The organism is Streptomyces tropicalis (genome assembly GCF_029269835.1).
Taxonomy (GTDB): Bacteria; Actinomycetota; Actinomycetes; order Streptomycetales; family Streptomycetaceae; genus Streptomyces; species Streptomyces tropicalis.
Genome location: NZ_JARJBB010000019.1, coordinates 64,350 through 85,426 on the forward strand (window position 1 = coordinate 64,350; position 21,077 = coordinate 85,426).

Consider the following 21,077-nt stretch of genomic DNA (forward strand, 5'->3'; position numbering starts at 1 on the left):
GACCCCCGGGCGGCCTGGCCTGATCATGCCGCCCGGGGCGCCGCGCGAGGCGGTGCGTTGGCCATCCCCGTCGCCGCGGGTGACATTCCGTTTGGGTTTTCGGACCGTCAACCGGAAGACTGCTCCCGTGACGTCCCGTATCCCGCGCGACTCAAGGCTTCGACTCGTCCGCCCGCGACCCCTGGCCGCCGCCCCCCGAGCCGTGAACCAGCGACGCACGCGCCGCCCCGCACCGCGCCCGCCGGAGGGCACCCCGGCCCCCGCGGAGCTGGCCGGAATGGCGCGCTCCTGTCTGGCCGGGGCGGCCCGCGTCGCCCGCTGGGCCGACACCGCACTCGGCCCCGGCGGCGACGCCACCGCCGACGGCCGGGCCACTCTCTCCGACCCGGCCTCCGAACGGGCCGCCCGGGAACTGGGCCTGACCACGGCTCAGGTCCGCGCCGACTGGGACACCTCCCGGCTCGCCGGCCTCATCGAGGTGCACGGCGGTACCGCCCTGCCCGGCTGGCGGCTGCGCGCCTGGGACCGGGACGACGGCGCCGTGCTGCGCGGCTGGGTCGCCCTCTTCGACGCCTGGTCGCTCGCCAGCCCCGAGCCCGACGGCCACGAGGCCGCCGCGGTCGCCGAGGTGGTCTCCGCGATGCCTCAGGTGCTGTCCTTCCTCCAGCTGTCCGCCGGACCCGTCCCGGTCGAGCAGCTCCTGGACCTCCTGGAGCAGCGGGTCACCGAGCTGCGCACGGAGCGCTGCGAGGTCCCGTACGGGCCGCATCCGGTGTCCCCGCGGTCCGCGGCCGCCCCGGTGCCCGTCGTCCCGGCCGCCGCCGTCCCCGAGCCCGTCGCCCCGGACCCGGCGCCGCTGGCCCCGCTCCTGCAGTGGGCGCTCGGCGCCCTCGCCGCCGTCGGCGCGCTCACCTGCGGCGACGGCCAGGCCACCCTCACCCCGCTCGGCAGCTGGGCGGTGTGGGTCAAGCTGGAGCAGATCTGCGTGGCCGCCCAGAGCCCCGCCGGGAACATCGAGCAGTCCGCCGGCGACATGCTGCGCGGCTGCGCCCAGCTGCGGCCGAACGCGGCCCGGGCCGAGTACCGCGCCTGGCTCGCCGCCCGCCCCGTGGGCAGCGCCGTCACCGAGCTGCTCGGCGCCGCCCGCGGCGAGGACGCCCTGCTGCGGGGCCTCGCCTTCGAGGCGCTGCGGGTCGTGGGCGCCCCCGCCGAACCCGACGTGCGGGGCGTGCTGGACGAGTCCGCCCTGCGGCCGTACGCCCTGCTGTGGCTGGCCGAGCACGACGGGATCGACCCCGAGGACGCGCACGAGGTCCTCACCCGCGAGGAGGCCACCTGGCTGTGGGTGGACACCGCCGCCGCCGTCGCCGACCACGGCGAGGCGCCGATGCTGGTGCGCCACCTGGAGTCCGCGCTGCAGCCCACGGTGCCCGCGCTGCTCGCCGAGGTCCGCGCGGTCGGGCACCCGCGCACCGTGCAGGTGCTGGTCGCCCTCGCCGCCGCGCACCCCGACCCTGCGCTGGCGAAGGCCGTGCGGCGGGCCGCCTTCCAGGTCCACACCTGGGGGAGCTGACCCGGTGCGGGCGGCGGCTCCCGCCGCCCGGGCCCAGCCCTCCGGGCGGGGGCGCAGGTGCCGAAGCCCCGGATGCCGCCGTCGAGGTCCCGGGCCGTGCAGTCCCGGGACGCGCACTCCTGGTCCGTCGGGTGCATCAGGATCTCCACGCCGTGGTCCATCGCGCGCCGGCAGTGTCCGTCCCCGTCGTCCACGACGCCGTACACCCCCGCCGGCCCGGCGCCCCGCATCGCCTCGTCGAAGCGGCCGCCGCGGCCCCTGGAGCGGGGCGTCACGGCGCCGTGCCCAGGCTCGGCCCGGCATGCCGCACCAGGCCGTCCTCGCCCTCGTAGCCCTCGTACACGGACAGCCCGGTGAAGCCGGAGGCCCCGGTGAGCCGGCGCACCGCCGCGCGGGCGTCCGCGTGCGGCAGGGCCGGGAAGACGCCCGGGCGTCCGCCGGACGTGTCCGCCCTGCCGGTCGCTCCCCGGTGGGTCGTCGGTGCCGGCGCGTCCGGCCCGGCCCGCCGCCCGGTGCCGCAGCGGGCGCCCCCGGAACCCGGCAGCCCGGCTTGGACCGTGCCGCCGGGGCACCCGACGGCACGGAAATGAGCTTGCACCGCCCCGTTAGACTGGCTCCCATGGCCATTCTCCTCGCGCATTAGACGGCGGGAACGTCCTCAGCCGCCCATCCCGCCACCGCCCCCGAGCAGGGGCCCACGCTCCAGGAGTCTGTCCGTGATCTCCGCGTCCGGTATCGAGCTGCGCGCCGGTGCCCGCATCCTCATCGAGAACGCCACGTTCCGCGTCGCCAAGGGCGACCGCATCGGCCTGGTCGGGCGCAACGGTGCCGGCAAGACCACCCTCACCAAGGTGCTGGCCGGCGAGGGCCAGCCCGCCGCGGGCGCCGTCACCCGCTCCGGCGAGGTCGGCTACCTCCCGCAGGACCCCCGCACCGGCGACCTCGACGTGCTCGCCCGGGACCGGGTCCTCTCCGCGCGCGGCCTGGACGTGCTGATCCGCAAGATGCGCGACAACGAGCAGCGCATCGCGAACGGCCAGGGTGCCACCCGCGAGAAGGCCCTCAGGCAGTACGAGCGCCAGGAGACCGAGTTCCTGACCAAGGGCGGGTACGCCGCCGAGGCCGAGGCCGCCACCATCGCCGCCGCGCTCAACCTGCCCGACCGGGTGCTGGGGCAGCCCCTGCACACCCTGTCCGGCGGTCAGCGACGCCGCATCGAGCTGGCCCGCATCCTGTTCTCCGACGCGGACACGCTGCTGCTGGACGAGCCGACGAACCACCTCGACGCGGACTCGATCGTCTGGCTGCGGGACTACCTCAAGACCTACCGCGGCGGCTTCATCGTGATCTCCCACGACGTCGACCTGGTGGAGACGGTGGTCAACAAGGTGTTCTACCTGGACGCCAACCGCTCCCAGATCGACGTCTACAACATGGGCTGGAAGCTCTACCAGCAGCAGCGCGAGGCCGACGAGAAGCGCCGCAAGCGCGAGCGCGCCAACGCCGAGAAGAAGGCCGCGGCCCTGCACTCGCAGGCCGACAAGATGCGCGCCAAGGCCACCAAGACGGTCGCCGCGCAGAACATGGCCCGCCGCGCCGACAAGCTGCTCTCCGGCCTGGAGGCCGTCCGGCAGTCCGACAAGGTGGCCAAGCTCCGCTTCCCCGACCCCTCGCCCTGCGGCAAGACCCCGCTGATGGCCGAGGGCCTGTCCAAGTCGTACGGCTCGCTGGAGATCTTCACCGACGTCGACCTGGCCATCGACAAGGGCTCGCGCGTCGTCATCCTCGGCCTCAACGGCGCGGGCAAGACGACCCTGCTGCGCCTCCTCGGCGGCGCCGAGCAACCGGACACCGGTGCGGTCGTGCCCGGCCACGGCCTCAAGCTGGGGTACTACGCGCAGGAGCACGAGACCCTCGACGCGGACCGCACCGTCCTGGAGAACATGCGCTCGGCCGCCCCCGACATGGACCTGGTCGAGGTCCGCAAGGTGCTCGGCTCGTTCCTGTTCTCCGGCGACGACGTGGACAAGCCGGCCGGGGTCCTCTCCGGCGGTGAGAAGACCCGTCTCGCCCTGGCCACCCTCGTGGTCTCCTCGGCGAACGTCCTGCTCCTCGACGAGCCCACCAACAACCTCGACCCCGCCAGCCGCGAGGAGATCCTCGGCGCGCTGCGCACCTACAAGGGCGCGGTCGTCCTGGTCACCCACGACGAGGGCGCCGTCGAGGCGCTGCAGCCGGAGCGGATCATCCTGCTGCCCGACGGCGTCGAGGACCTGTGGGGCTCCGACTACGCGGACCTCGTCGCCCTGGCCTGAGGCTCCGGGCCGCCCGGTCCCGAGGGGTGCGGGCGGGCTCCCGGGGGGCGCGTCCGCACCGCGGGAGCGGTGATCACGGGCCGCTGGATCATTCGGCCCATCCGTGATCCATCATCTGTGTGAGATCTCCTCGTACCGAGGTGTGTCGTACACCGATTTCCCGGCCGAGCCCTTATGTAGCAAGGGTTCGGCCGTCCCGCGCCGCTGACCTGGTACTTCGCGGAACAACCCGATCGGCCCCCCGGGCCCCGGCGTGTGGAATTGCTAATTCCGCTTGTGGGGACCCGCTCCCGTCGTCACAACCCTGTCCCACGGACCTTGCCGAATGGGTGGCCATCCCGCCCCGGAGGGGTGATCATGAGGAGACCAGAGCGCACTTCCCATGAGGAGGCACGGGTGGCCGAGACTCTGAAGAAGGGCAGCCGGGTGACCGGCGCCGCGCGCGACAAGCTCGCGGCAGACCTGAAGAAGAAGTACGACGCCGGTGCGAGCATTCGGGCGTTGGCCGAGGAGACCGGCCGCTCGTATGGCTTCGTCCACCGCATGCTCAGCGAGTCGGGCGTCACGCTCCGTGGGCGTGGCGGCGCGACCCGGGGCAAGAAGGCCACGTCGGCCTGACGTCGGGCGGCCATCGGCCACTCCGGTGGCCACCCGGTCGGTCTGCCGATCGGCCGGGTGGTTACTGTGCAGTCACTTAGGGATGTCCCGTCACGGCATCCCGGATGACCGCACCCATCGGAGGCGCCCCATGGCTTCGCCCGAGCACGAACTCGATCCGGTACTCGACAAGGACGGCGTACGGCTCACCGTCGACGACGCGATCGCCACGGTGACGCTGGCCAACCCGGCCAAGCGCAACGCGCAGAGCCCCGCTCTGTGGCGCGCGCTCACCGAGGCCGGGCGGCTGCTGCCGGGCTCCGTCCGCGTGGTCCTGCTGCGTGCCGAGGGGAAGTCCTTCTCGGCCGGGCTGGACCGGCAGGCGTTCACGCCCGAGGGGTTCGACGGGGAACCGTCGTTCATCGACCTCGCGCGGGGCGGCGACGCGGAGCTCGACGCGACCATCGCCGAATACCAGGAGGCGTTCACCTGGTGGCGGCGCAACGACATCGTGTCCGTCGCCGCGGTCCAGGGCCACGCCATCGGAGCCGGCTTCCAGCTGGCCCTGGCCTGTGACCTGCGCGTCGTCGCGGACGACGTGCAGTTCGCCATGCGCGAGACCAGCCTCGGGCTGGTGCCGGACCTCACCGGTACGCACCCCCTGGTCGGCCTCGTCGGGTACGCGCGCGCCCTGGAGATGTGCGTCACCGGCCGCGCCGTCACCGCCGAGGAGTCGGTGCAGTCCGGCCTGGCGAACGTCGCGGTGCCGCTGGACCAGCTCGACGCCACGGCCCGCGACCTGGCCGGGGCGCTCCTCGCCGCGCCCCGGGACGCCGTGATCGAGACCAAGGCGCTGCTGCGCGGCGCCCAGGGCCGCTCCTACGAGGAGCAGCGCACCGCGGAACGCGCGGCCCAGGCCCGCCGCCTGCGCGACCTGGCCGGTACCGGCGACTGACCGCCCCCCCCCGGGGGCTCGCAGCCCGGCAGTCCCGGGGAAGACACCCCGTGCCCGCCCCGTCGGCGCGACCCGGTCGCGGAGGCCGGGCCGGCGGTGCCGTCGCGTCCGCCGGGGAGCACGGGTGTCAGCCGACCTCGGTGATCAGTACCGCCACGCTCGGGCGGTCCGGCAGGGAGGCCGTCACGGCCGCGCGGACCGCGCGGGCCACCGCCACGGCGCGGTGATCCGCGCGCACGGCCAGCTCCACCCGCACATGCCGGTGCGGCAGGGCCGCGGCCCGGCTCCGTGTCTCCACGAGCACGACACGGTCCGGGCCGCCGCCGAGCGCGCCGGTCAGCCGGAGCACGCCGGGCACCGCGAGAGCCGCGCCCGCCGCCCGCCGTGCGTCGGCGGCAACGGAGCCGCCGGCCCCGCCGCCACCGATGCCCCTGCTTCCGCCGACGCCCCTGTCCTCGGCCCCGCCGTCGCCGACGCCGCCGGCACCCGTGCCTGCGGGGCCCGCCGTGTCCGCCGCGGTCGGGCCGCCTGCCGCGTCCGGGGCGTCCGCGGGGCCGGTGGGGTGCGCGGGGCGCGCCGAGAACGCGGTGTCCGCGGGAGCAGCGGTGGTGTGCGCCGGGCCCGCCGTGTCCGCCGCGCGGGCGGTGTCCGCAGAGCCGGCCTGGGGCGTCCGGGCCGCCAGGCCCGTCGTGCCGGATCGGTCCGCCGGGCCGGTTCCCCCGTTCAGCAGAGTCGTGACGTGCAGGTCGACGTCGGTCACCGTCAGGCCCAGGGAGCCGGTCGCGGCGGCGGCCAGGACCTCCCGCAGCCGGGCCGCCACGGCGGGCAGCGGCTCGTCCGCAGTCGCCGCGAACTCCGCGCGGACACGCAGGTCACCGGGCGGCAGCGCGCTCGGCGGCGGCGGTACGACCGGGGCCGCGGTCAGGGCCGGGTCGCTCAGGGCGATCCGCAGCGCGCCCAGCCGGACCCCCGGCGCGTCCTGCGCGGCGCGCCGCAGCACCGCCTCGGCCGCCCGCTCCGCGATCCACGCGCCGTCCCGCGGCCCGCCCAGGGGCAGCAGCCGCCCGAGCGTCATCCTGCTCCGCACCGTTCGGGTCCATCCGGCATCCGTCATTGCCCCAGCCTGCCGTATGCCGGGCGCGCGACACGGCAGCCCCACTTACGGTGGTCGGGGGACGACCGAAAGGGGCGTGAGGCGATGAGCGACATGACGGAGCCGAACCGGACGGACGCGCCGGACCCGTCCGGGGTGCGCAGGACCCAGGGAACCCGGCGGGGCACGGGCGACCCCGGCACCCGGGGGCGGACGACCATCGCCGACGGGGTCGTGGAGAAGATCGCCGGACTGGCCGCGCGCGACGTCCTCGGCGTGCACGCCATGGGCAGCGGGATCTCGCGGACCTTCGGCGCCGTGCGCGACCGCGTGCCCGGCGGGGCCAAGTCGGTGACGCGGGGCGTGAAGGCCGAGGTCGGCGAGGTGCAGACGGCGCTCGACCTGGAGATCGTGGTCGACTACGGCGTGTCGATCTCCGACGTGGCCCGGGACGTCCGGGAGAACGTGGTCGCGGCGGTGGAGCGGATGACCGGCCTGGAAGTGGTCGAGGTCAACATCGCGGTGAGTGATGTGAAGCTGCCCGAGGAAGAGGACGAGGAGCCGGAGCCCCGGCTCCAGTGAGTTCCGGACCCCCGCAACCCGTGGCCCCGCGACCCGCGGCCGAGCTGAGGAGCGCACCATGAGCATGGCCGTGGCCGGCATGATCGCCGGCATGGCGTTGGGCTTCGCCGGGTACTTCGGCGGATTCGGCGCCTTCCTGCTGGTGGCGGCCCTGGGCGCCGTCGGCTTCGTCGTCGGCCGGTTCCTGGAGGGGGACCTGGAACTCGGCGACTTCTTCCGCTCGCGTGACAACCGCCGGCGGTGACTCCGGTGAGCGGCGGCGCCGAACAGCTCCGCAGACCCCCGGGCCCCGTCGCGCCGGGTGAGCGCGGCGCGACCCGGATCGCCGACCGGGTGGTGGCGAAGATCGCCGCGCAGGCCGCCCGCGAGGCGGTCGGACCGCTCCCGCCGGACGCCGCGATCCCGCACGCCACCGTGGCCGTCCGGCACGACACCGCGCACGTCCACGTGTACCTCGACCTGGGCTATCCCTGCGACATCGGCCGGACTTGCCACGAGGTGCGTCGTCAAGTGGTCGAGCGGGTAGGCGCGTTGGTGGGCATGAAGGTGCCGGAGGTGGCCGTCCGCGTGGAAGGGCTGCACACGGCACCCGGACACGGCGCGGCACGCGGGAGGACGGTATGAGCGAGCCAGGGGGATCAGAAGGCACCACCCAGCCCCTTCCTGTCATCGACAAGGGGGCGGACCCGGGGCCGTGGGGCCCGGCGGAACCCGCCGCGTACGAACCGGCGCCGGTGCTGGACGGCACGGACGGCCGCAGCCGGCGCTTCTGGTCGGCGCGCCGGGTCCCCGCCGGCATCGTCGCGGCCGTGGTGCTGGTCGCGTCCGCCGCGTTCCTCTACGACGTCGCGGCGGTACGCGCCCACCACCCGGCCATGCGATGGCGCCGTGAACTGGCCCGCCAGCTCGCGCGGCGGCCCCTGGACGACACCTGGGTCCTGGTCGGCGCGGGCGTCGCGGCGGTCCTCGGCCTGTGGCTGCTCGTGCTGGCGCTCACTCCCGGGCTGCGCCGGCTGCTGCCGATGCTCCGCCCGCACCCCGACGTCCGGGCCGGGCTGCACCGGAACGCGGCCGCGCTCGTGCTGCGCGACCGGGCCATGGAGATCGCCGGGGTGCAGTCGGCGCGGGTGCGGCTGCGCCGGCGGCGGGCCGAGGTGCGCACGATCGCGCACTTCCGGGAACTGGACGAGGTACGCGCCGATCTGGACGTCGTGCTCTCCGACGCGGTGAGGGGGCTGGGCCTGTCCCGGCCGCCCGCGCTGTCGGTGCACGTGGCCCGGCCCGGCCGGAAGGGGTGAGGACGGTGCTCGCGGTCGTCAACCGTGTGCTGATCGGATTGGCCGGCCTGGTGCTGCTGGTGCTCGGCGGCTCGGTGCTGGCGGTGGGGCTGGGGGTGCGGCCGCCGTCGTGGTGGATCCACCACGGGCGGCACGACGTGCTGCTCACCGCGGCCGAGCGGACCCGCTGGCGGGACCAGGGCTGGTGGTGGCCGACGGTGATCGCGGTGCTGGCGGTGCTGGTGCTGCTCGCCCTGTGGTGGCTGGCGGCGGTGCTGCGCAGGCGGCGGCTCGCCGCGGTGCTCGTCGACACCGGCGACGGCGCCGGTGCCCTGCTGCGGGGCCGGGCCCTGGAGGACGTACTGGCCGCGGACGCCCGTGAGCCCGACGGTGTCGAGCGGGCGCAGGTCCGCCTCGTCGGCCGCCGCCACGCCCCCGCGGCCCGGATGCAGCTCCTGCTGGAGCCGCACGTGGACCCGGGGACGGCGCTGTACGACCTGTCGTCCGGCGCGCTGGCACACGCCCGCGAGTCGGCCGGCCTCGCGTCGCTCCCCGCCGAGGTCCGCCTCCGCAGCGCCCGCCACCGCGCGGAACGCGTCACCTGACGCACCGGCACGGAGGCACCGGCACCGTTCCCGGCCCCGCGGTCCACGCGGGGTCCGGGACGCCGGGCCGACTGTGCCGGGTCGTCAGAACCCGTGCCGCATGCCGCCGTCCACCGGGAGCATGATGCCGGTCAGGTACGAGGCCGCCGGCGACAGCAGGAACGCCGCCGTCCGCCCGAACTCGTCCGGTGTGCCGTAGCGGCGCAGCGGGATGCGGGACTCGTTCGCCGCACGCGTCGCCTCCGGGTCCGCCGACATGCCGTCCAGTTCGCGCACGCGGTCGGTGTCGATCCGGGCCGGGAGCAGCCCGACGACACGGATGCCGCGCGGGCCCAGCTCGTCGGCGAGGGACTTCGCGAACCCGGCGAGGCCGGGACGCAGGCCGTTGGAGATGGTCAGCGCCGGGATCGGCTCGTGCACCGAGCCGGACAGCACGAAGCCGACGACGCCGCCCGCCTCCAGCTCGGCGGCCGCCGCGCGGGCGAGCCGCACCGCGCCCAGGAAGACCGACTCGAAGGCGGCCCGCCACTGGTCGTCGGTGTTGTCCGCGACGAAGCCGGGCGGCGGCCCCCCGACGCTGATGAGGACGCCGTCGAAGCGGCCGAAGTGCTCGCGGGCGGCGGCGATCAGCCGGTCCGGCGCCTCCGGGTCCGCGTTGTCCACGGCCAGGCCGACCGCGCCGTCGCCGAGCGCTGCCGCGGCGTCGGCGACCCGCTGCTCGTCCCGGCCCGTGACGACCACCTTCGCCCCGTCGGCGAGCAGTTCGCGCGCGGCGGCGTGGCCCAGCCCGCGCGTGGCCCCCGTGACGACGTACACCCGGTCCTTCAGTCCAAGATCCATGGCGCCTATCCTGCCTCCTCGTCCGCGTGCAGGGCGAGGGCGGTGCCGACCAGGCCGATGTGGCTGAAGGCCTGCGGGAAGTTGCCGAGCTGCCGCCCGGCCACCGGGTCGTACTCCTCCGAGAGCAGTCCCACGTCGTTGGCGAGGCCCGCCAGCCGCTCGAACAGCGCGCGCGCCTCCTTCGTCCGGCCGGTCAGGTGCAGCGCGTCCGCCAGCCAGAACGAGCAGACCAGGAAGGCGCCCTCGCCGCCGGGAAGCCCGTCGACGGTGCCCGCGTCGGTGCTGTAGCGGCGCAGCAGCCCGTGCTCGTCCAGCTCCGCGCGGACCGCGTCCACGGTGCCGAGCACGCGCGGATCGTCCGCGGGCAGGAACCCGACCCTCGGTATCAGCAGCAGCGCGGCGTCCAGTTCGGCCGAGCCGTAGGACTGGGTGAAGGTGTTGCGGTCGGGGTCGTATCCCTTCTCGCACACCTCGCGGTGCACCTCGTCGCGCAGCTCCCGCCAGCCGTCGAGGTCACCGGGCAGCTCCGGGTCCTCCTCCAGGGTGCGCACCGCGCGGTCGGCGGCCACCCACACCATGACCTTGGAATGCACGAAGTGCCGGCGCCTGCCCCGCACCTCCCACAGCCCCTCGTCCGGCTCCCGCCAGGTCCTGCGCAGGAACTCCAGCAGGGTGCACTGGAGCGACCAGATGTGCGGCCGGGACGGCAGACCCGCGCGCCGGGCCAGCCACAGCGAGTCCAGCACCTCGCCGTACACGTCGAGCTGGCGCTGGCCGACGGCCTCGTTGCCGATCCGCACCGGCGCCGAGCCGGCGAAGCCGGACAGCCACGGCAGCTCGAACTCCGGCAGCCGCCGCTCGCCCGCCACCCCGTACATGATCTGCAGGTCCGCCGGGGCGCCCGCGACCGCGCGCAGCAGCCAGTTCCGCCACGCCTCGGCCTCGTCCCGGTAGCCGGCGGCGAGCAGCGCGCCGAGGGTGAGGGTGGAGTCGCGCAGCCAGCAGTAGCGGTAGTCCCAGTTGCGCACGCCCCCCGGATCCTCCGGCAGGGACGTGGTGGCCGCGGCGACGATGCCGCCGGTGGGCTGGTAGGTGAGCGCCTTGAGGGTGATCAGGGAGCGCACGACCGTGTCCCGGTAGGGCCCGTCGTAGCGGCAGCGGGACGCCCAGGCCCGCCAGTCCTCGACGCTCTGCGCGAGCGCCTCGTGGGGGTCGATCAGCGCCGGCCGCGGTTCGTGCGAGGGGTGCCAGGTCAGGACGAACGCCACCGTCTCCCCGGGACCGACGGTGAACTCCGCGTGGGTGCCGAAGTCCTCGCCCCAGGTGTGCACCTCGGGCTCGCTGCGCAGCCACGCCGAGTCCGGCCCGGCGACGGCGACCCGGTGGCCGTCGGACCGGCGCACCCACGGCACCACGGAGCCGTAGTCGAAGCGGAGCCGGAGCGTACTGCGCATCGTCACCCGGCCGCTGAGCCCCTCCACGATCCGGACCAGGTCCGGGGCGTGGTCGCGCTGCGGCATCAGGTCCGTGACGCGTACCGAGCCCTCGGGGGTGTCCCACTCGGTGTCGAGGACGAGGGTGTCCCGGCGGTAGGCGCGCCGGGTGCAGGGGCCCGTCGCGTCCCTGGGCGCGAGGCGCCAGTGGCCGTTGTCCTCGTCGCCGAGCAGCCGGGCGAAGCAGGCCCCGGAGTCGAAGCGGGGCAGGCAGAGCCAGTCGACGGAGCCGTCCCGGCTCACCAGGGCGGCGGTCTGCTCGTCGCCGATCAGCGCGTAGTCCTCGATCCGTGGATGCACGGATGTCCGCATTCCCCGAGGTCCGGGGCGCAATCAGGGGCCGCGGCGCCGGTCGGGACCCGGGCGGGGCCTCAGACCGTGGCCGGCTCCGCCTCCTCGACGTCCTTCCGCGCGGCCGTGGCGGTGCGCTCCCTGGCCTCACGGCGGGCCAGGGCGGCCCAGCCGACGGGGACGGCCGCCGCGAACAGCCACCACTGCACCGCGTACGGGAGGTTGATGTCCCCCAGGCCGATCCAGCTCGTGTCCTCCTGGGGCGACGGGATCAGCCGGGGGCCGCCGCTCCCGGGCGCGGGCGCGAGGAGTTCGACGTAGCCGCCGAGCACCGCCCTGGCGGAGGTGTCGCCGGAGCCGCGCAGCAGCGCGCCCACCTGCCCGCTGTTGATCAGCATGATCTGGCGGTCGGGCAGGCCCCTGACGTTCTTGATGCCGCTCGCGGCCGTCGTCTCGTCCCGCATGAGCCGGCCGGTGACGGTGACCTCTCCGGCGGCGGGGGCCGGGATGTCGGGGAAGGCGGTCTGCGAGGCGGGTGAGGGCACCCAGCCCCGGTTGACGAGGAGCACCTTGCCGTCGTCCAGCACGAACGGGGTCAGCACGTGGTAGCCGACCTGGTCGTCCGCGTTCGTCCGGCGGCGCACCACCAGTTCGTGCGCGGTGTCGAAGCGGCCCTTCGCGGTCACCCGGCGGTAGATGTCGTCGTGTGCGACCGTCCCGCCGACCGAGGTGAGCGACTCGGCGGCCACGGGTTTCGCCGCCAGCGAGGCGTCGATCACCTTGTTCAGGGCCTGCCGGTGGTCGTGGCGGTGCAGCTGCCAGAAACCCAGCCGGATCATCGTCGGGATGAGCAGCAGGGCCACGAGGGTGAGGATCACCCACTGGCGGGTCAGGAGGAAGCGGTACACCCCACGACGGTACCTCTCGGGCCGTGGGGTGTTTTCGCCAGGGGTGTCCCGCAGGTCCGTACCGGACCCGGTCGGCATTCCGTCAGACGCGATCGACGATCCCGGCCCTCCCCTCGGCGCGGGCGCAGTGGGCGCCGCAGTAGAAGTGGCCCTCGACCTCGACGCCCTGGCCGATGATCTGCACCCGGCAGTGCTCGCAGATCGGGGCCATGCGGTGGATCGCGCAGGAGAAACAGTCGAAGACGTGCACCGCGCCCTGCGCGTGCACCTCGAAGGTCATTCCGTAGTCATTGCCGCATACTTCGCATCTCGCCATGCGCCACAGGGTGAGCCGTGCCCGCCGCCCGTGCGAGCGGGCTGCGGGCGAGTCGCCCGGCAATCACCCGTCCGTACGGTCGCCCGCGGGCCGCACCCGTCACCCGGGTGGCGGGGGAGCGGGGCGGGGCGTCCGCGCGGGGGCGTGTGCCGTGCCCGGCGCGGGAGTGTGTGCGGGGCACCACGACGGTCAGGGGCGCGGCGCCGTCCCCCCGGCGCCGTCCGCCGGTTCGACGTCCCGGAGCAGCTGCCCGAAGGCGGCCTCGTCCACCACCGGCGTCCCGTACTGCCGGGCCCGGGCTGTCTTCGACGTGCCCGAGTCCGGGTCGTTGGTCACCAGCAGGCTGGTCAGCCGGGACAGGCTCGTGGCGACGTGCAGCCCCGCCTCGGTCGCCCGGTCCTCCAGCAGCTCGCGCTCGACGGAGGTGTCGCCGGAGAACGCCACCCGCATGCCCTGCTTGAGCCTGCGGCCCTCCTCGTACCGGCCCGGGTTCGGGTGGGGGCAGGCGGGCCGCTTCCGGGAGGGCCGCCAACTGCTCGCCCGGTAGCCGCCGTAGCCGCCCGACGGCTGACGCGGCACGGCCCGGTCCGACCACTCCGTCAGCGGCCGGCACTCCAGCAGCGGCAGCCGCACGCCGCGCTCCGCCGCCGCCCGCAGGCTCGGCCGGAACGCCTCCGCCAGCACCCGCGCGTCGTCCAGCGCGTGGTGCGCCCGCTGCTGCACGACGCCGAAGTGCGCGGCCAGGGACTCCAGCTTGTGGTTGGGCAGCGGCAGGTCCAGCTCCTTCGCCAGCGCGATGGTGCACAGCCGCTGCCGCACCGGCGCCCGGCGCTCCGCGCGCGCGTACTCGCGGGCGATCATCTGCCAGTCGAAGACGGCGTTGTGCGCGACGAGCACCCGGTCCGCCAGCCGTGCCGCGAACTCCCCGGCGACGTCCGCGAACAGCGGCGCGCCCTCCAGCACCTCGCTCGTCAGACCGTGGATCCACACCGGACCCGGGTCCCGCTCGGGATTGACGAGCGTGTACCAGTGGTCCTCGACCTCGCCGCGCGCGTCCAGCCGGTAGACGGCCGCCGAGATGATGCGGTCGTCCCGGGCCAGACCCGTGGTCTCCACGTCAACGACCGCGTATCCCTGCGGATACGCGGCCGGCCACGCTGCGGGGGCGGGCGCTTCCGTCGTGCGGTCTTCGAGCATGGTCACTGAGGATACGGGCCACGACCGACAGCCCCGCCCCGCAGGGGCCCGCCGCCGCACCCACCACCGACGGCCTCCCGGACCGGCGCCCGCGCCCCCGCACAGCCCCGGTGCAGCCTCCGGAGCGCGCTCCGCGCCCACCCCGCCCGCCACGCAGGGAAGTTCACGGCCTCCGACGGCCCCGCCCGGCCGGTGCCGTCCGGACTCCGCGACCGGGCCCCGCAGCCGCCTGCCGGACGTGCCGCACCCCGAGGCGGGCCCGCTGTGGGGCGGCCCGGCGCCGCCGCCGCACCGCCGGGACACCGCCGCCGCGGCGGCCCCGCGGCCAACCCGGCGCGTTCCGGCGCCGCTTCACCGGCGGCACACCGGCGCCCCGGACCGCCCGCCGCGCGCCCGCGCCCCACGCCACCGCTCCGGGAGCGGACCCGGAAGCCGAACTCCCCGCCAGGACCCCCGGGTACCGGCGGGAGCGCCACCGACCGCCGACGGCGCGCGCCCCTGCCGCGCGCCGGACGGGCACCACCCGTACGCCCCCGCGGGGCCGTCGCATGCCGCACCGTCAGGTCCCGCAGCCCCGCGCGGCCGGGCAGGGGCGCCGGAGCGGGCCCCGGCCGGTACGGTCCGCTTCCCCTGCGCCGGTCCGCGCACGGCGGCACCGCGGATGGGATCCTGCCGGATGTGACGCAACCCACGCACGCCGAGGAGCACGGCGCCCTCGGCTCCCGCCTCAACTGGCTGCGCGCGGCGGTCCTCGGCGCGAACGACGGCATCGTCTCCACCGCGGGCCTCGTCGTCGGCGTGGCCGGAGCGACCGACTCCCGCTCGGCGCTGCTGACCGCCGGGCTGGCCGGACTGCTCGCCGGGTCGATGTCGATGGCGGCCGGGGAGTACGTCTCGGTGTCCACCCAGCGCGACTCGGAGAAGGCCGCGCTCGCCACCGAGAAGCGGGAGCTGCGCGACCAGCCCGACGCGGAGCTCGAGGAGCTGACCTGCCTGCTCGCCGACCGCGGTTTGTCCCGGGAGGTGGCCCGGGAGGCGGCGGAGCAGCTCACCGAACGGGACGCGCTGCGCGCCCACGCCCAGGTCGAGCTCGGCATCGACCCCGACGAGCTGACGAACCCCTGGCACGCGGCCGGGGCGAGCTTCCTCGCCTTCACCGTGGGCGCGCTGCTCCCGCTGCTCGCGATCGTCCTGCCCCCGGCGGCCTGGCGGCTGCCGGTCACCGTGCTGTCGGTGCTCACCACCCTCGTCCTCACCGGCTGGGCCGGCGCCCGGCTGGGCGCCGCGCGGCCGGGCCGCGCAGTGCTGCGCAACGTCGCCGGCGGCGCGCTGGCGATGGCCGTGACCTACGCGGCGGGCGCACTGCTGGGCGCGGCCGGGGTCTGACCGCCCGGGCCGGCGCGGTCCGGGGGACCCTGCCCGCGCACCGGCCCACGGTGACGTCGTACCGTGAAGAACGCGCCCGACCACCCCCCGGGCGCACACCCCCAGCAGCCTGAGACCGAGAAGGATCCTCGTCATGCGCGCCACCACCATCCACGCCCCCTTCGACATGCGTGTGGAGGAGGTGCCCGAGCCCGTGGTGCAGTTCCCCACCGACGCCGTCGTGCGGGTGCTGCGGTCGTGCATCTGCGGCAGCGACCTGTGGGCGTACCGCGGCGAGGCCGCCCGGCAGCCGGGGCAGCGCATCGGGCACGAGTTCCTCGGCGTGGTCGAGGAGACCGGCTCCGACGTGACCACCGTGCAGCGCGGCGACCTCGTGGTGGCGCCCTTCATGTGGTCCGACGGCGTCTGCGACTACTGCCGCGACGGACTGACCACCTCCTGCGAGCACGGCGGCTTCTGGGGCACGGTCGGCTCCGACGGCGGCCAGGGCGAGGCCGTGCGGGTGCCCTTCGCCGACGGCACCCTGGTCCAGCTGCCCCGGGAGGCCGCCTCCGACGACCGGCTGCTGTCGGCGCTGCTGACCCTGTCCGACGTCCTGGGCACGGGCCACCACGCGGCCCTCGGCGCCGGGGTCCGCCCGGGCGCCACCGTGGCCGTGGTCGGCGACGGCGCCGTCGGCCTGTGCGCGGTCCTCGCCGCGAAGCGGCTGGGCGCCGAGCGCATCATCGCCCTCGGCCGGCACCAGGTCCGCACCGACATCGCCCGCCGGTTCGGCGCCACCGACGTCGTCGCCGCGCGCGGCGACGAGGCCGTGGCCGCTGTCCGGGAGCTCACCCGCGGCCAGGGCGCCCACGCCGTCGTCGAGGCGGTCGGCACCGAGCAGTCCATGCGCACCGCCATCGGCGTCACCCGCGACGGCGGCGCCGTCGGCTTCGTCGGCGTCCCGCACGGCAGCGGCACCGGCGTGGACCTCGGGGTCATGTTCGACCGGAACATCGCGCTGCGCGGCGGTGTCGCCCCGGTCCGCTCCTACATCCCGGAGCTGCTGCCCGACGTCCTCGACGGCACGATCGACCCGTCGCCGGTGTTCGACATGACCGTCGACCTGAACGGCGTGCCCGACGGCTACAAGGCGATGGACGAGCGCGTCGCCCTCAAGGTGCTCGTCACCAACGGCTGACCGGTCGGCCCCACCCGGCCCGGTCCGCGCCGGTCCGACCCTTTCCGCGCCGCCCGGCGCGGACCGCGGCGGCCGGCGGGGACCTCACGGCCGGCCGGACGGCAGGGGCAGCGCGGTCAGCAGGCCCGACACCGCGACCACCGCCGCGAGCACGGCGATCTCCGCCCGCGCGGGGGCGCACGCGGCCAGCGGGTCCCGTGACCGGGCCAGCCGGATCCGCGCGCACAGCGCGAGCAGGGCGACGGCCGCCACCAGGACCGCCTTGGCGAGCAGGGTGCGCCCGTACGCCGTCGCCGTCAGCTGGTGGCCGAGGGTGCCCGCGGGCATCCGGCGCAGCGTGCTGCACACGCCGGTGGCGGTGACCGCGGCCACCAGCACGCCCGCCGTGCGCGCGTAGCGCCCCAGCAGCGCGGCACCGGCCCGGTGGCCGCGCCAGCACCGCAGGGTGCGCAGGACGTGCAGCAGCGCGCCCGCCCACAGCGCCGCGCACGCCACGTGCACCAGCGTCAGCGCGGACCCGGTCAGCGGGCCGTGCTCGGCGGGCGGGTGGGCGCGCAGGGCCTCCGCCACGATCACCAGGGCCGCGGGCCACAGCTGCGTCGCGGGGCGGCGCGGCACCGGGCGGCGCGACACGGAGCAGACACCCGCCACGAGGAACGCGCCGGCCTCCAGCACGGCGAGCGAGCCGTCCCGGCTCCCGAGCACGGCACCGGGACCGCCCGCGCCGGGGGCGTGCGCCGGCGGTGCGCCGCGGGCGGCCAGGACCGCCGTCCCGAGCGCGGCGAGCAGCCCGGCGGCGGCCGCGTACGGCGCCCAGCTCGCGGGCCGGTCCTCCGGGGCGCCCGGCAGGCGGCGGGCGATCCCGACGACGGACAGCTCGCCCAGCGGTATGCACACGGCCGCGAACAGCACCGCCCGCAGCAGGGCGGTCGCGCCCGTGCCGGGGGCGGCCGCCTGCCCGGTGCCGTGCAGCGCGACGGCCGGGCCGAACAGCGGGACCAGCGTGGCGAACGCCACCAGGACGAGGGCGGCGAGAGCCCGCACCGTCGCCGAACGGCGGTCCGCCCGGCGCGTATCGGCGTCGGCGGGCGGACGTATCAGCGTCATCCACCGAGCTTCACCAGCCGCCGGGGCGGGGACAACCGGAGGAGCGGCAACCGGGGGACACCCGGCGGCGCGCCGCCCCGGTGTCCCCGTGTCAGCCGTCCGCCGTGCCCCAGCGGGCCGGGTCCGTGCCCCAGGGTCCCGGCGGGCGGTCCCAGTCGGCGGGACCGCCGTCGTACGCCACCGCGGGCCGGGCGTGCCGCAGCCGCCCCAGCCGGCTGTCCCGCTCCACGAGCCAGGGCCCGGGCCCCTCGTACGGCGCCGCGACCTCCTCCACCGCCGCCGGGTCGGCGCCCTCCCTCCCCGCCTCCGCGGACCCGTCCTCCGGCCGCGCACCCGGTGCCTTCCAGGAGCCGGCCGCCACGGCCCCACCCGGCCCGGCCGCCCCACCCGTCCCGGCCGCCGTGCCGTCCACCGCTCCCGTCAGCCACCCGCCCGTCCGCGCCAGCGCGAGCCGGACCAGACGGCCGCCGCCCTCCTGCGACTGCTCCGTCAGCGCCCGCAGCACCCCCGCCGCCAGCAGATACCCCGAGCCGTGGTCCAGCGCCTGCGCGGGCAGCGCCCCGGGCCGCCCGGGCGCACCCTCCGTCGCGGCGATCCCGGTGGCCGCCTGCACCAGGCTGTCGAAGCCGCGCCGGCCGCTCCACGGGCCCTCGGTTCCCCAGGCCGACAACTGCGCCACGACCAGGCCGGGCCACCGCTCGGCGAGGGCCTCGGCGCCCAGCCCGAACCGGTCCAGGGCCCCGGGCCGGTACCCGGTGACCACGACGTCCGCCGCCCCGAGCAGCTCCTCCAGGACCGCGCGGTCCGCGCCGAGGCCGAGGGCGGCCGACCGCTTCCCGAAGCCGGTGTCCGCGTGCTGGTCGGGCAGCTCGGGCAGGTCCGGGGGATCCAGGCGCAGGACGTCCGCGCCCAGCAGGGCGAGCGTCCGGGTGGCGACCGGACCCGCGATCACCCGGGTCAGGTCCAGCACCCGCAGTCCCGCGGCGGGCCGCCGCGCGGCCCCGCCGCTCCCCGTGACCGGCGGGAGCACGCGCGGGCCCGCCTCGTCGAGCCGTGCCCGCGCGACCAGCGGCAGCCCGGCCACGGCCCTGCTCTGCGGATGCGCCGCCCACTCCTCGGGCGTGCGCACCGCGACGGCGAGTCCGCCGGCCGCGTACACGGCGTCCTCCACCTCCGCGGCGGACCGCCGTGCGAGCCGGCCGGCCAGGTCCTCGGGCGACGCCTGCGCACCGAGCCCGAGGACGCGCAGCAGCGGGGCCCGGTGGTGCGGGTAGTTGGCGTGGGTGCGCACCCAGCCGTCCGCGGTCGGCCAGAAGCCGGACAGCGGCGCGAATCCGGCCGTGGCCCGGCCGTCGATCCGCAGGTGCCGGTCCCCGGTGAAGGCGGTGGCCACGGCGCCGTCGTCCACCCGCACCGCGGGCACCTCGGGCAGTCCCGCGCGCCGTGCCGCCAGCTCCGCGGCGGCCAGGGAACACGCGGCGACGCAGGCGCGTGCCGTCCGCCGCACGGGCAGCCGCGCCGGGAGGGCCCCGCTGCGCACCACGGCGGACACCCGGGGGAGCAGCGCGGAGTCCCCGCCCAGCGCGGCCCATGCACAGGCGATGTCGTCGATCATGCTCCGTACTCTGCCGGGTCGCCCCGGCGTGCGAAAGACCCGGGCCCCGCCGGACGGCTCGGGACGACGGCCGCCCCGGTGCGAGGACCGGCCCGCGAGCCAGGGCGACCGGCCCCCGGGTCACGGGGACCGGTCCTGGCGGCAGGCCCGCCCGGACGCCCGCCGGCACGGTGTGCCGGGGACCTAGTGGGTCACCGCGGCCAGCGCGTCCGCCGTGCCCCGGCCGTAGAAGCCGTTGCGGTTCTTCGGCCCCTGGCAGACCGCGTCGACCTTGCCGTCGCCGTTGATGTCGTACGGGTCGGTGCACGCGGTGGCGTCCGCCTCCGCGTACAGCAGGGCCTTCACCCGGGCCGCCGACGCGTGCGGGTGCGTCGACCTGATCAGTGCGGCGACACCCGCCACGTGCGGCGACGCCATCGACGTACCCGCCATGTAGCCCCACTTGCCGCCGGGCAGCGGGCCCAGGATCAGGCCGCTGGTCGCCGGGGCGTCCGGCTTCTGGTACGCGGTCGAGTCGCCGCCGGGCGCGGCGATGTCGATCACGCCGCGGCCGTAGTTCGAGAAGGACGACTTCAGTCCCCTGGCGCCGGTGGCCGCGACGGTGACGACCCCGGGCAACTGGGTCGGTATGTCGAAGCAGGTGTGCGGGTCGATCACCCGGTCCCCGGGCGTGGAGTCGTTCGGGGAGGCCGGGTCGGTGATCGAGTGGGACGCCAGGTCGTAGTTCTCGTTGCCCGCGGCCGCGACGTTGACCGTGCCCTTGTGCTCCGCGTACCGCGAGGCGCGGGAGACCGCCTCCACGAGTGCCTTCTGGTCCGGGTCGCCGGAGCAGTTGAAGTACCACGGGTCGGTGTAGTAGCTGTTGTTGGTCACGTCGACGCCGTGGTCGGCCGCCCACACGAAGCCGCACACGACGGCCTCCGTGTAGAAGAACCCGTCCGGATTGCCGACCTTGATGCCGGCCACCTTCACGCCCGGTGCCACGCCGGTGACGCCGACGCCGTTCCGGGCGGCCGCGATCTCCCCGGCGACGTGCGTGCCGTGCGGGCTCTCCGACGCGCTCGGCCGCCAGGCGCCGTCGGTGGTGTCCGGTCTGCCGGACACGCAGTTGACGGAGGCCCGGCGGTCGAAGTTCGGGGCGATGTCGGGGTGGGTGTCGTCGACGCCGGTGTCGATCACGCCGACGGTGACCCGCGGGCTGCCGAGCGTCCTCTCGTGCGCCTTGTCCGCCTTGATGGCGGGCAGGTCCCACTGCAGCGGCTCCAGCGGGTCCTGCCCGGCGGCCGCGTGCGCGCCGGCTGCGGCCATCTGCGCGGCGTCGAGCACCTTGGGCGTGCCGACGTCGGTGGTGGACTGGGCGGGCAGCGGCGCGGTGCGCGTGGCGCCTGCCGAGTCGACGCCGCGGACCGCGCGCACGGCCCGCGCGAAGCCGGGGTTCGCGGAGTGGACCACCACGACGCCGATCGGGTCGTACGAGGTGACGACGGTGCCCCCGGCCCGGGCGATCGCCTCCCGCACGGTGGCGGAAGGACCGTGTCCGGGGCGGACGTTGACGACGTAGCTCAGGTTCCCGGAGCCGGCCGCGGCCGCCGGGCCCGCCTGGGCGGGGGTGTCCGCCGCGGACGCCGTGACGCCGGGCAGGAAGGCGACCGCGGTCGCGAGGGCCATGCCGAGCGGAAGGGCGAGAACGCGGCGGGAGCGCGGGTGGAGCGCTGTCATCGGTCGGGGTCTCCAGTTCGTCGGCGGA

At 76.2% G+C, this 21,077-nt stretch carries 20 protein-coding genes and 1 pseudogene; 11 read left to right on the forward strand and 10 right to left on the reverse strand.

What is annotated here, in order from left to right:
• Window positions 1-127: 127 nt before the first annotated feature.
• Window positions 128-1,573 (forward strand): hypothetical protein, encoded by a 1,446-nt coding sequence (locus P3H78_RS26905; RefSeq protein ID WP_276111763.1) that lies wholly within the window; start codon window positions 128-130, stop codon window positions 1,571-1,573.
• 47 nt (window positions 1,574-1,620) lie between these two features.
• Here the strand turns inward: P3H78_RS26905 and P3H78_RS26910 are convergent.
• A pseudogene (locus tag P3H78_RS26910) lies at window positions 1,621-1,985 on the reverse strand (VOC family protein); the annotation flags it as partial.
• 304 nt (window positions 1,986-2,289) lie between these two features.
• Between P3H78_RS26910 and P3H78_RS26915 the strand changes: the two are divergent.
• The 3 genes from P3H78_RS26915 (at window position 2,290) to P3H78_RS26925 (ending at window position 5,440) form a co-directional block, all read left to right on the forward strand.
• The gene (locus P3H78_RS26915; protein WP_276111764.1) at window positions 2,290-3,888 is read left to right on the forward strand and encodes an ABC-F family ATP-binding cassette domain-containing protein; all 1,599 of its coding nucleotides are present in this window, start codon (window positions 2,290-2,292) and stop codon (window positions 3,886-3,888) included.
• A 396-nt stretch (window positions 3,889-4,284) separates the two neighbouring features.
• Complete coding sequence (locus P3H78_RS26920; protein WP_003976983.1) at window positions 4,285-4,506, forward strand: helix-turn-helix domain-containing protein; 222 nt, start codon at window positions 4,285-4,287, stop codon at window positions 4,504-4,506.
• 130 nt (window positions 4,507-4,636) lie between these two features.
• Complete coding sequence (locus P3H78_RS26925) at window positions 4,637-5,440, forward strand: enoyl-CoA hydratase/isomerase family protein (protein ID WP_276111765.1); 804 nt, start codon at window positions 4,637-4,639, stop codon at window positions 5,438-5,440.
• 127 nt (window positions 5,441-5,567) lie between these two features.
• Here P3H78_RS26925 and P3H78_RS26930 read toward each other — a convergent pair whose 3' ends face one another.
• Complete coding sequence (locus P3H78_RS26930) at window positions 5,568-6,527, reverse strand: hypothetical protein (protein ID WP_276111766.1); 960 nt, start codon at window positions 6,525-6,527, stop codon at window positions 5,568-5,570.
• A gap of 111 nt (window positions 6,528-6,638) precedes the next feature.
• On the opposite strand from P3H78_RS26930, the gene P3H78_RS26935 reads away from it, so the two are divergent.
• Genes P3H78_RS26935 through amaP form a run of 5 tightly spaced genes read left to right on the forward strand, consistent with a single transcriptional unit; the run spans window position 6,639 to window position 8,997 of the window.
• The gene (locus P3H78_RS26935; protein ID WP_276111767.1) at window positions 6,639-7,115 is read left to right on the forward strand and encodes an Asp23/Gls24 family envelope stress response protein; all 477 of its coding nucleotides are present in this window, start codon (window positions 6,639-6,641) and stop codon (window positions 7,113-7,115) included.
• A 58-nt stretch (window positions 7,116-7,173) separates the two neighbouring features.
• Complete coding sequence (locus tag P3H78_RS26940) at window positions 7,174-7,359, forward strand: hypothetical protein (protein ID WP_276111768.1); 186 nt, start codon at window positions 7,174-7,176, stop codon at window positions 7,357-7,359.
• Window positions 7,356-7,739, forward strand: a complete 384-nt coding sequence (locus tag P3H78_RS26945; protein ID WP_276111769.1) for an Asp23/Gls24 family envelope stress response protein — start codon at window positions 7,356-7,358, stop codon at window positions 7,737-7,739. Before P3H78_RS26940 ends, P3H78_RS26945 begins: the two co-directional genes overlap by 4 nt.
• A complete protein-coding gene (locus tag P3H78_RS26950) occupies window positions 7,736-8,413 on the forward strand; it encodes a DUF6286 domain-containing protein (protein ID WP_276111770.1) in 678 nt (225 codons plus the stop codon). Before P3H78_RS26945 ends, P3H78_RS26950 begins: the two co-directional genes overlap by 4 nt.
• 5 nt (window positions 8,414-8,418) lie before the next feature.
• Window positions 8,419-8,997, forward strand: coding sequence for an alkaline shock response membrane anchor protein AmaP (amaP, locus tag P3H78_RS26955; protein ID WP_438828047.1), 579 nt, complete (start codon window positions 8,419-8,421; stop codon window positions 8,995-8,997).
• Window positions 8,998-9,081: 84 nt separating this feature from the next.
• Here the strand turns inward: amaP and P3H78_RS26960 are convergent, their stop codons facing one another.
• The 5 genes from P3H78_RS26960 to P3H78_RS26980 all read right to left on the reverse strand — a co-directional run bounded on the left by P3H78_RS26960 (window position 9,082) and on the right by P3H78_RS26980 (window position 14,042).
• Window positions 9,082-9,837 (reverse strand): SDR family oxidoreductase, encoded by a 756-nt coding sequence (locus tag P3H78_RS26960; protein ID WP_276111772.1) that lies wholly within the window; start codon window positions 9,835-9,837, stop codon window positions 9,082-9,084.
• A gap of 5 nt (window positions 9,838-9,842) precedes the next feature.
• A complete protein-coding gene (locus tag P3H78_RS26965) occupies window positions 9,843-11,630 on the reverse strand; it encodes a glycoside hydrolase family 15 protein (protein ID WP_276111773.1) in 1,788 nt (595 codons plus the stop codon).
• A gap of 71 nt (window positions 11,631-11,701) precedes the next feature.
• A complete protein-coding gene (locus P3H78_RS26970; protein WP_276111774.1) occupies window positions 11,702-12,529 on the reverse strand; it encodes an SURF1 family cytochrome oxidase biogenesis protein in 828 nt (275 codons plus the stop codon).
• Between the two features lie 82 nt (window positions 12,530-12,611).
• The gene (locus P3H78_RS26975; RefSeq protein ID WP_276111775.1) at window positions 12,612-12,845 is read right to left on the reverse strand and encodes a metallothionein; all 234 of its coding nucleotides are present in this window, start codon (window positions 12,843-12,845) and stop codon (window positions 12,612-12,614) included.
• A 189-nt stretch (window positions 12,846-13,034) separates the two neighbouring features.
• Window positions 13,035-14,042, reverse strand: a complete 1,008-nt coding sequence (locus P3H78_RS26980) for a DEDDh family exonuclease (protein ID WP_276111776.1) — start codon at window positions 14,040-14,042, stop codon at window positions 13,035-13,037.
• 678 nt (window positions 14,043-14,720) lie between these two features.
• Between P3H78_RS26980 and P3H78_RS26985 the strand changes: the two genes are divergently transcribed.
• Entirely contained in the window at window positions 14,721-15,428 is a 708-nt protein-coding gene (locus P3H78_RS26985) for a VIT1/CCC1 transporter family protein (protein ID WP_276111777.1), read from the forward strand.
• 133 nt (window positions 15,429-15,561) lie between these two features.
• Window positions 15,562-16,608, forward strand: coding sequence for a zinc-dependent alcohol dehydrogenase family protein (locus P3H78_RS26990; protein WP_276111778.1), 1,047 nt, complete (start codon window positions 15,562-15,564; stop codon window positions 16,606-16,608).
• Between the two features lie 84 nt (window positions 16,609-16,692).
• Here the strand turns inward: P3H78_RS26990 and P3H78_RS26995 are convergent, their stop codons facing one another.
• The 3 genes from P3H78_RS26995 to P3H78_RS27005 all read right to left on the reverse strand — a co-directional run bounded on the left by P3H78_RS26995 (window position 16,693) and on the right by P3H78_RS27005 (window position 21,049).
• Entirely contained in the window at window positions 16,693-17,715 is a 1,023-nt protein-coding gene (locus tag P3H78_RS26995) for a CopD family protein (RefSeq protein WP_276111779.1), read from the reverse strand.
• Window positions 17,716-17,806: 91 nt separating this feature from the next.
• Window positions 17,807-19,330: a CoA transferase gene (locus P3H78_RS27000; protein WP_276111780.1), complete on the reverse strand. Its 1,524-nt coding sequence runs from the start codon at window positions 19,328-19,330 to the stop codon at window positions 17,807-17,809.
• A gap of 183 nt (window positions 19,331-19,513) precedes the next feature.
• Window positions 19,514-21,049, reverse strand: a complete 1,536-nt coding sequence (locus tag P3H78_RS27005; RefSeq protein ID WP_276111781.1) for a S8 family serine peptidase — start codon at window positions 21,047-21,049, stop codon at window positions 19,514-19,516.
• Window positions 21,050-21,077: the final 28 nt, after the last annotated feature.

What these genes read in the sequence shown, in the direction of transcription:
- P3H78_RS26925 (WP_276111765.1), top strand. Translation starts at nt 4,637, where the DNA reads ATGGCTTCGCCCGAGCACGAACTCGATCCGGTACTCGACAAGGACGGC.
- P3H78_RS26995 (WP_276111779.1), bottom strand. Translation starts at nt 17,715, where the DNA reads ATGACGCTGATACGTCCGCCCGCCGACGCCGATACGCGCCGGGCGGAC.
- P3H78_RS26950 (WP_276111770.1), top strand. Translation starts at nt 7,736, where the DNA reads ATGAGCGAGCCAGGGGGATCAGAAGGCACCACCCAGCCCCTTCCTGTC.
- P3H78_RS26990 (WP_276111778.1), top strand. Translation starts at nt 15,562, where the DNA reads ATGCGCGCCACCACCATCCACGCCCCCTTCGACATGCGTGTGGAGGAG.
- P3H78_RS26940 (WP_276111768.1), top strand. Translation starts at nt 7,174, where the DNA reads ATGAGCATGGCCGTGGCCGGCATGATCGCCGGCATGGCGTTGGGCTTC.
- P3H78_RS26980 (WP_276111776.1), bottom strand. Translation starts at nt 14,042, where the DNA reads ATGCTCGAAGACCGCACGACGGAAGCGCCCGCCCCCGCAGCGTGGCCG.
- P3H78_RS26975 (WP_276111775.1), bottom strand. Translation starts at nt 12,845, where the DNA reads ATGGCGAGATGCGAAGTATGCGGCAATGACTACGGAATGACCTTCGAG.
- P3H78_RS26935 (WP_276111767.1), top strand. Translation starts at nt 6,639, where the DNA reads ATGAGCGACATGACGGAGCCGAACCGGACGGACGCGCCGGACCCGTCC.
- P3H78_RS27005 (WP_276111781.1), bottom strand. Translation starts at nt 21,049, where the DNA reads ATGACAGCGCTCCACCCGCGCTCCCGCCGCGTTCTCGCCCTTCCGCTC.
- P3H78_RS27000 (WP_276111780.1), bottom strand. Translation starts at nt 19,330, where the DNA reads ATGATCGACGACATCGCCTGTGCATGGGCCGCGCTGGGCGGGGACTCC.
- P3H78_RS26960 (WP_276111772.1), bottom strand. Translation starts at nt 9,837, where the DNA reads ATGGATCTTGGACTGAAGGACCGGGTGTACGTCGTCACGGGGGCCACG.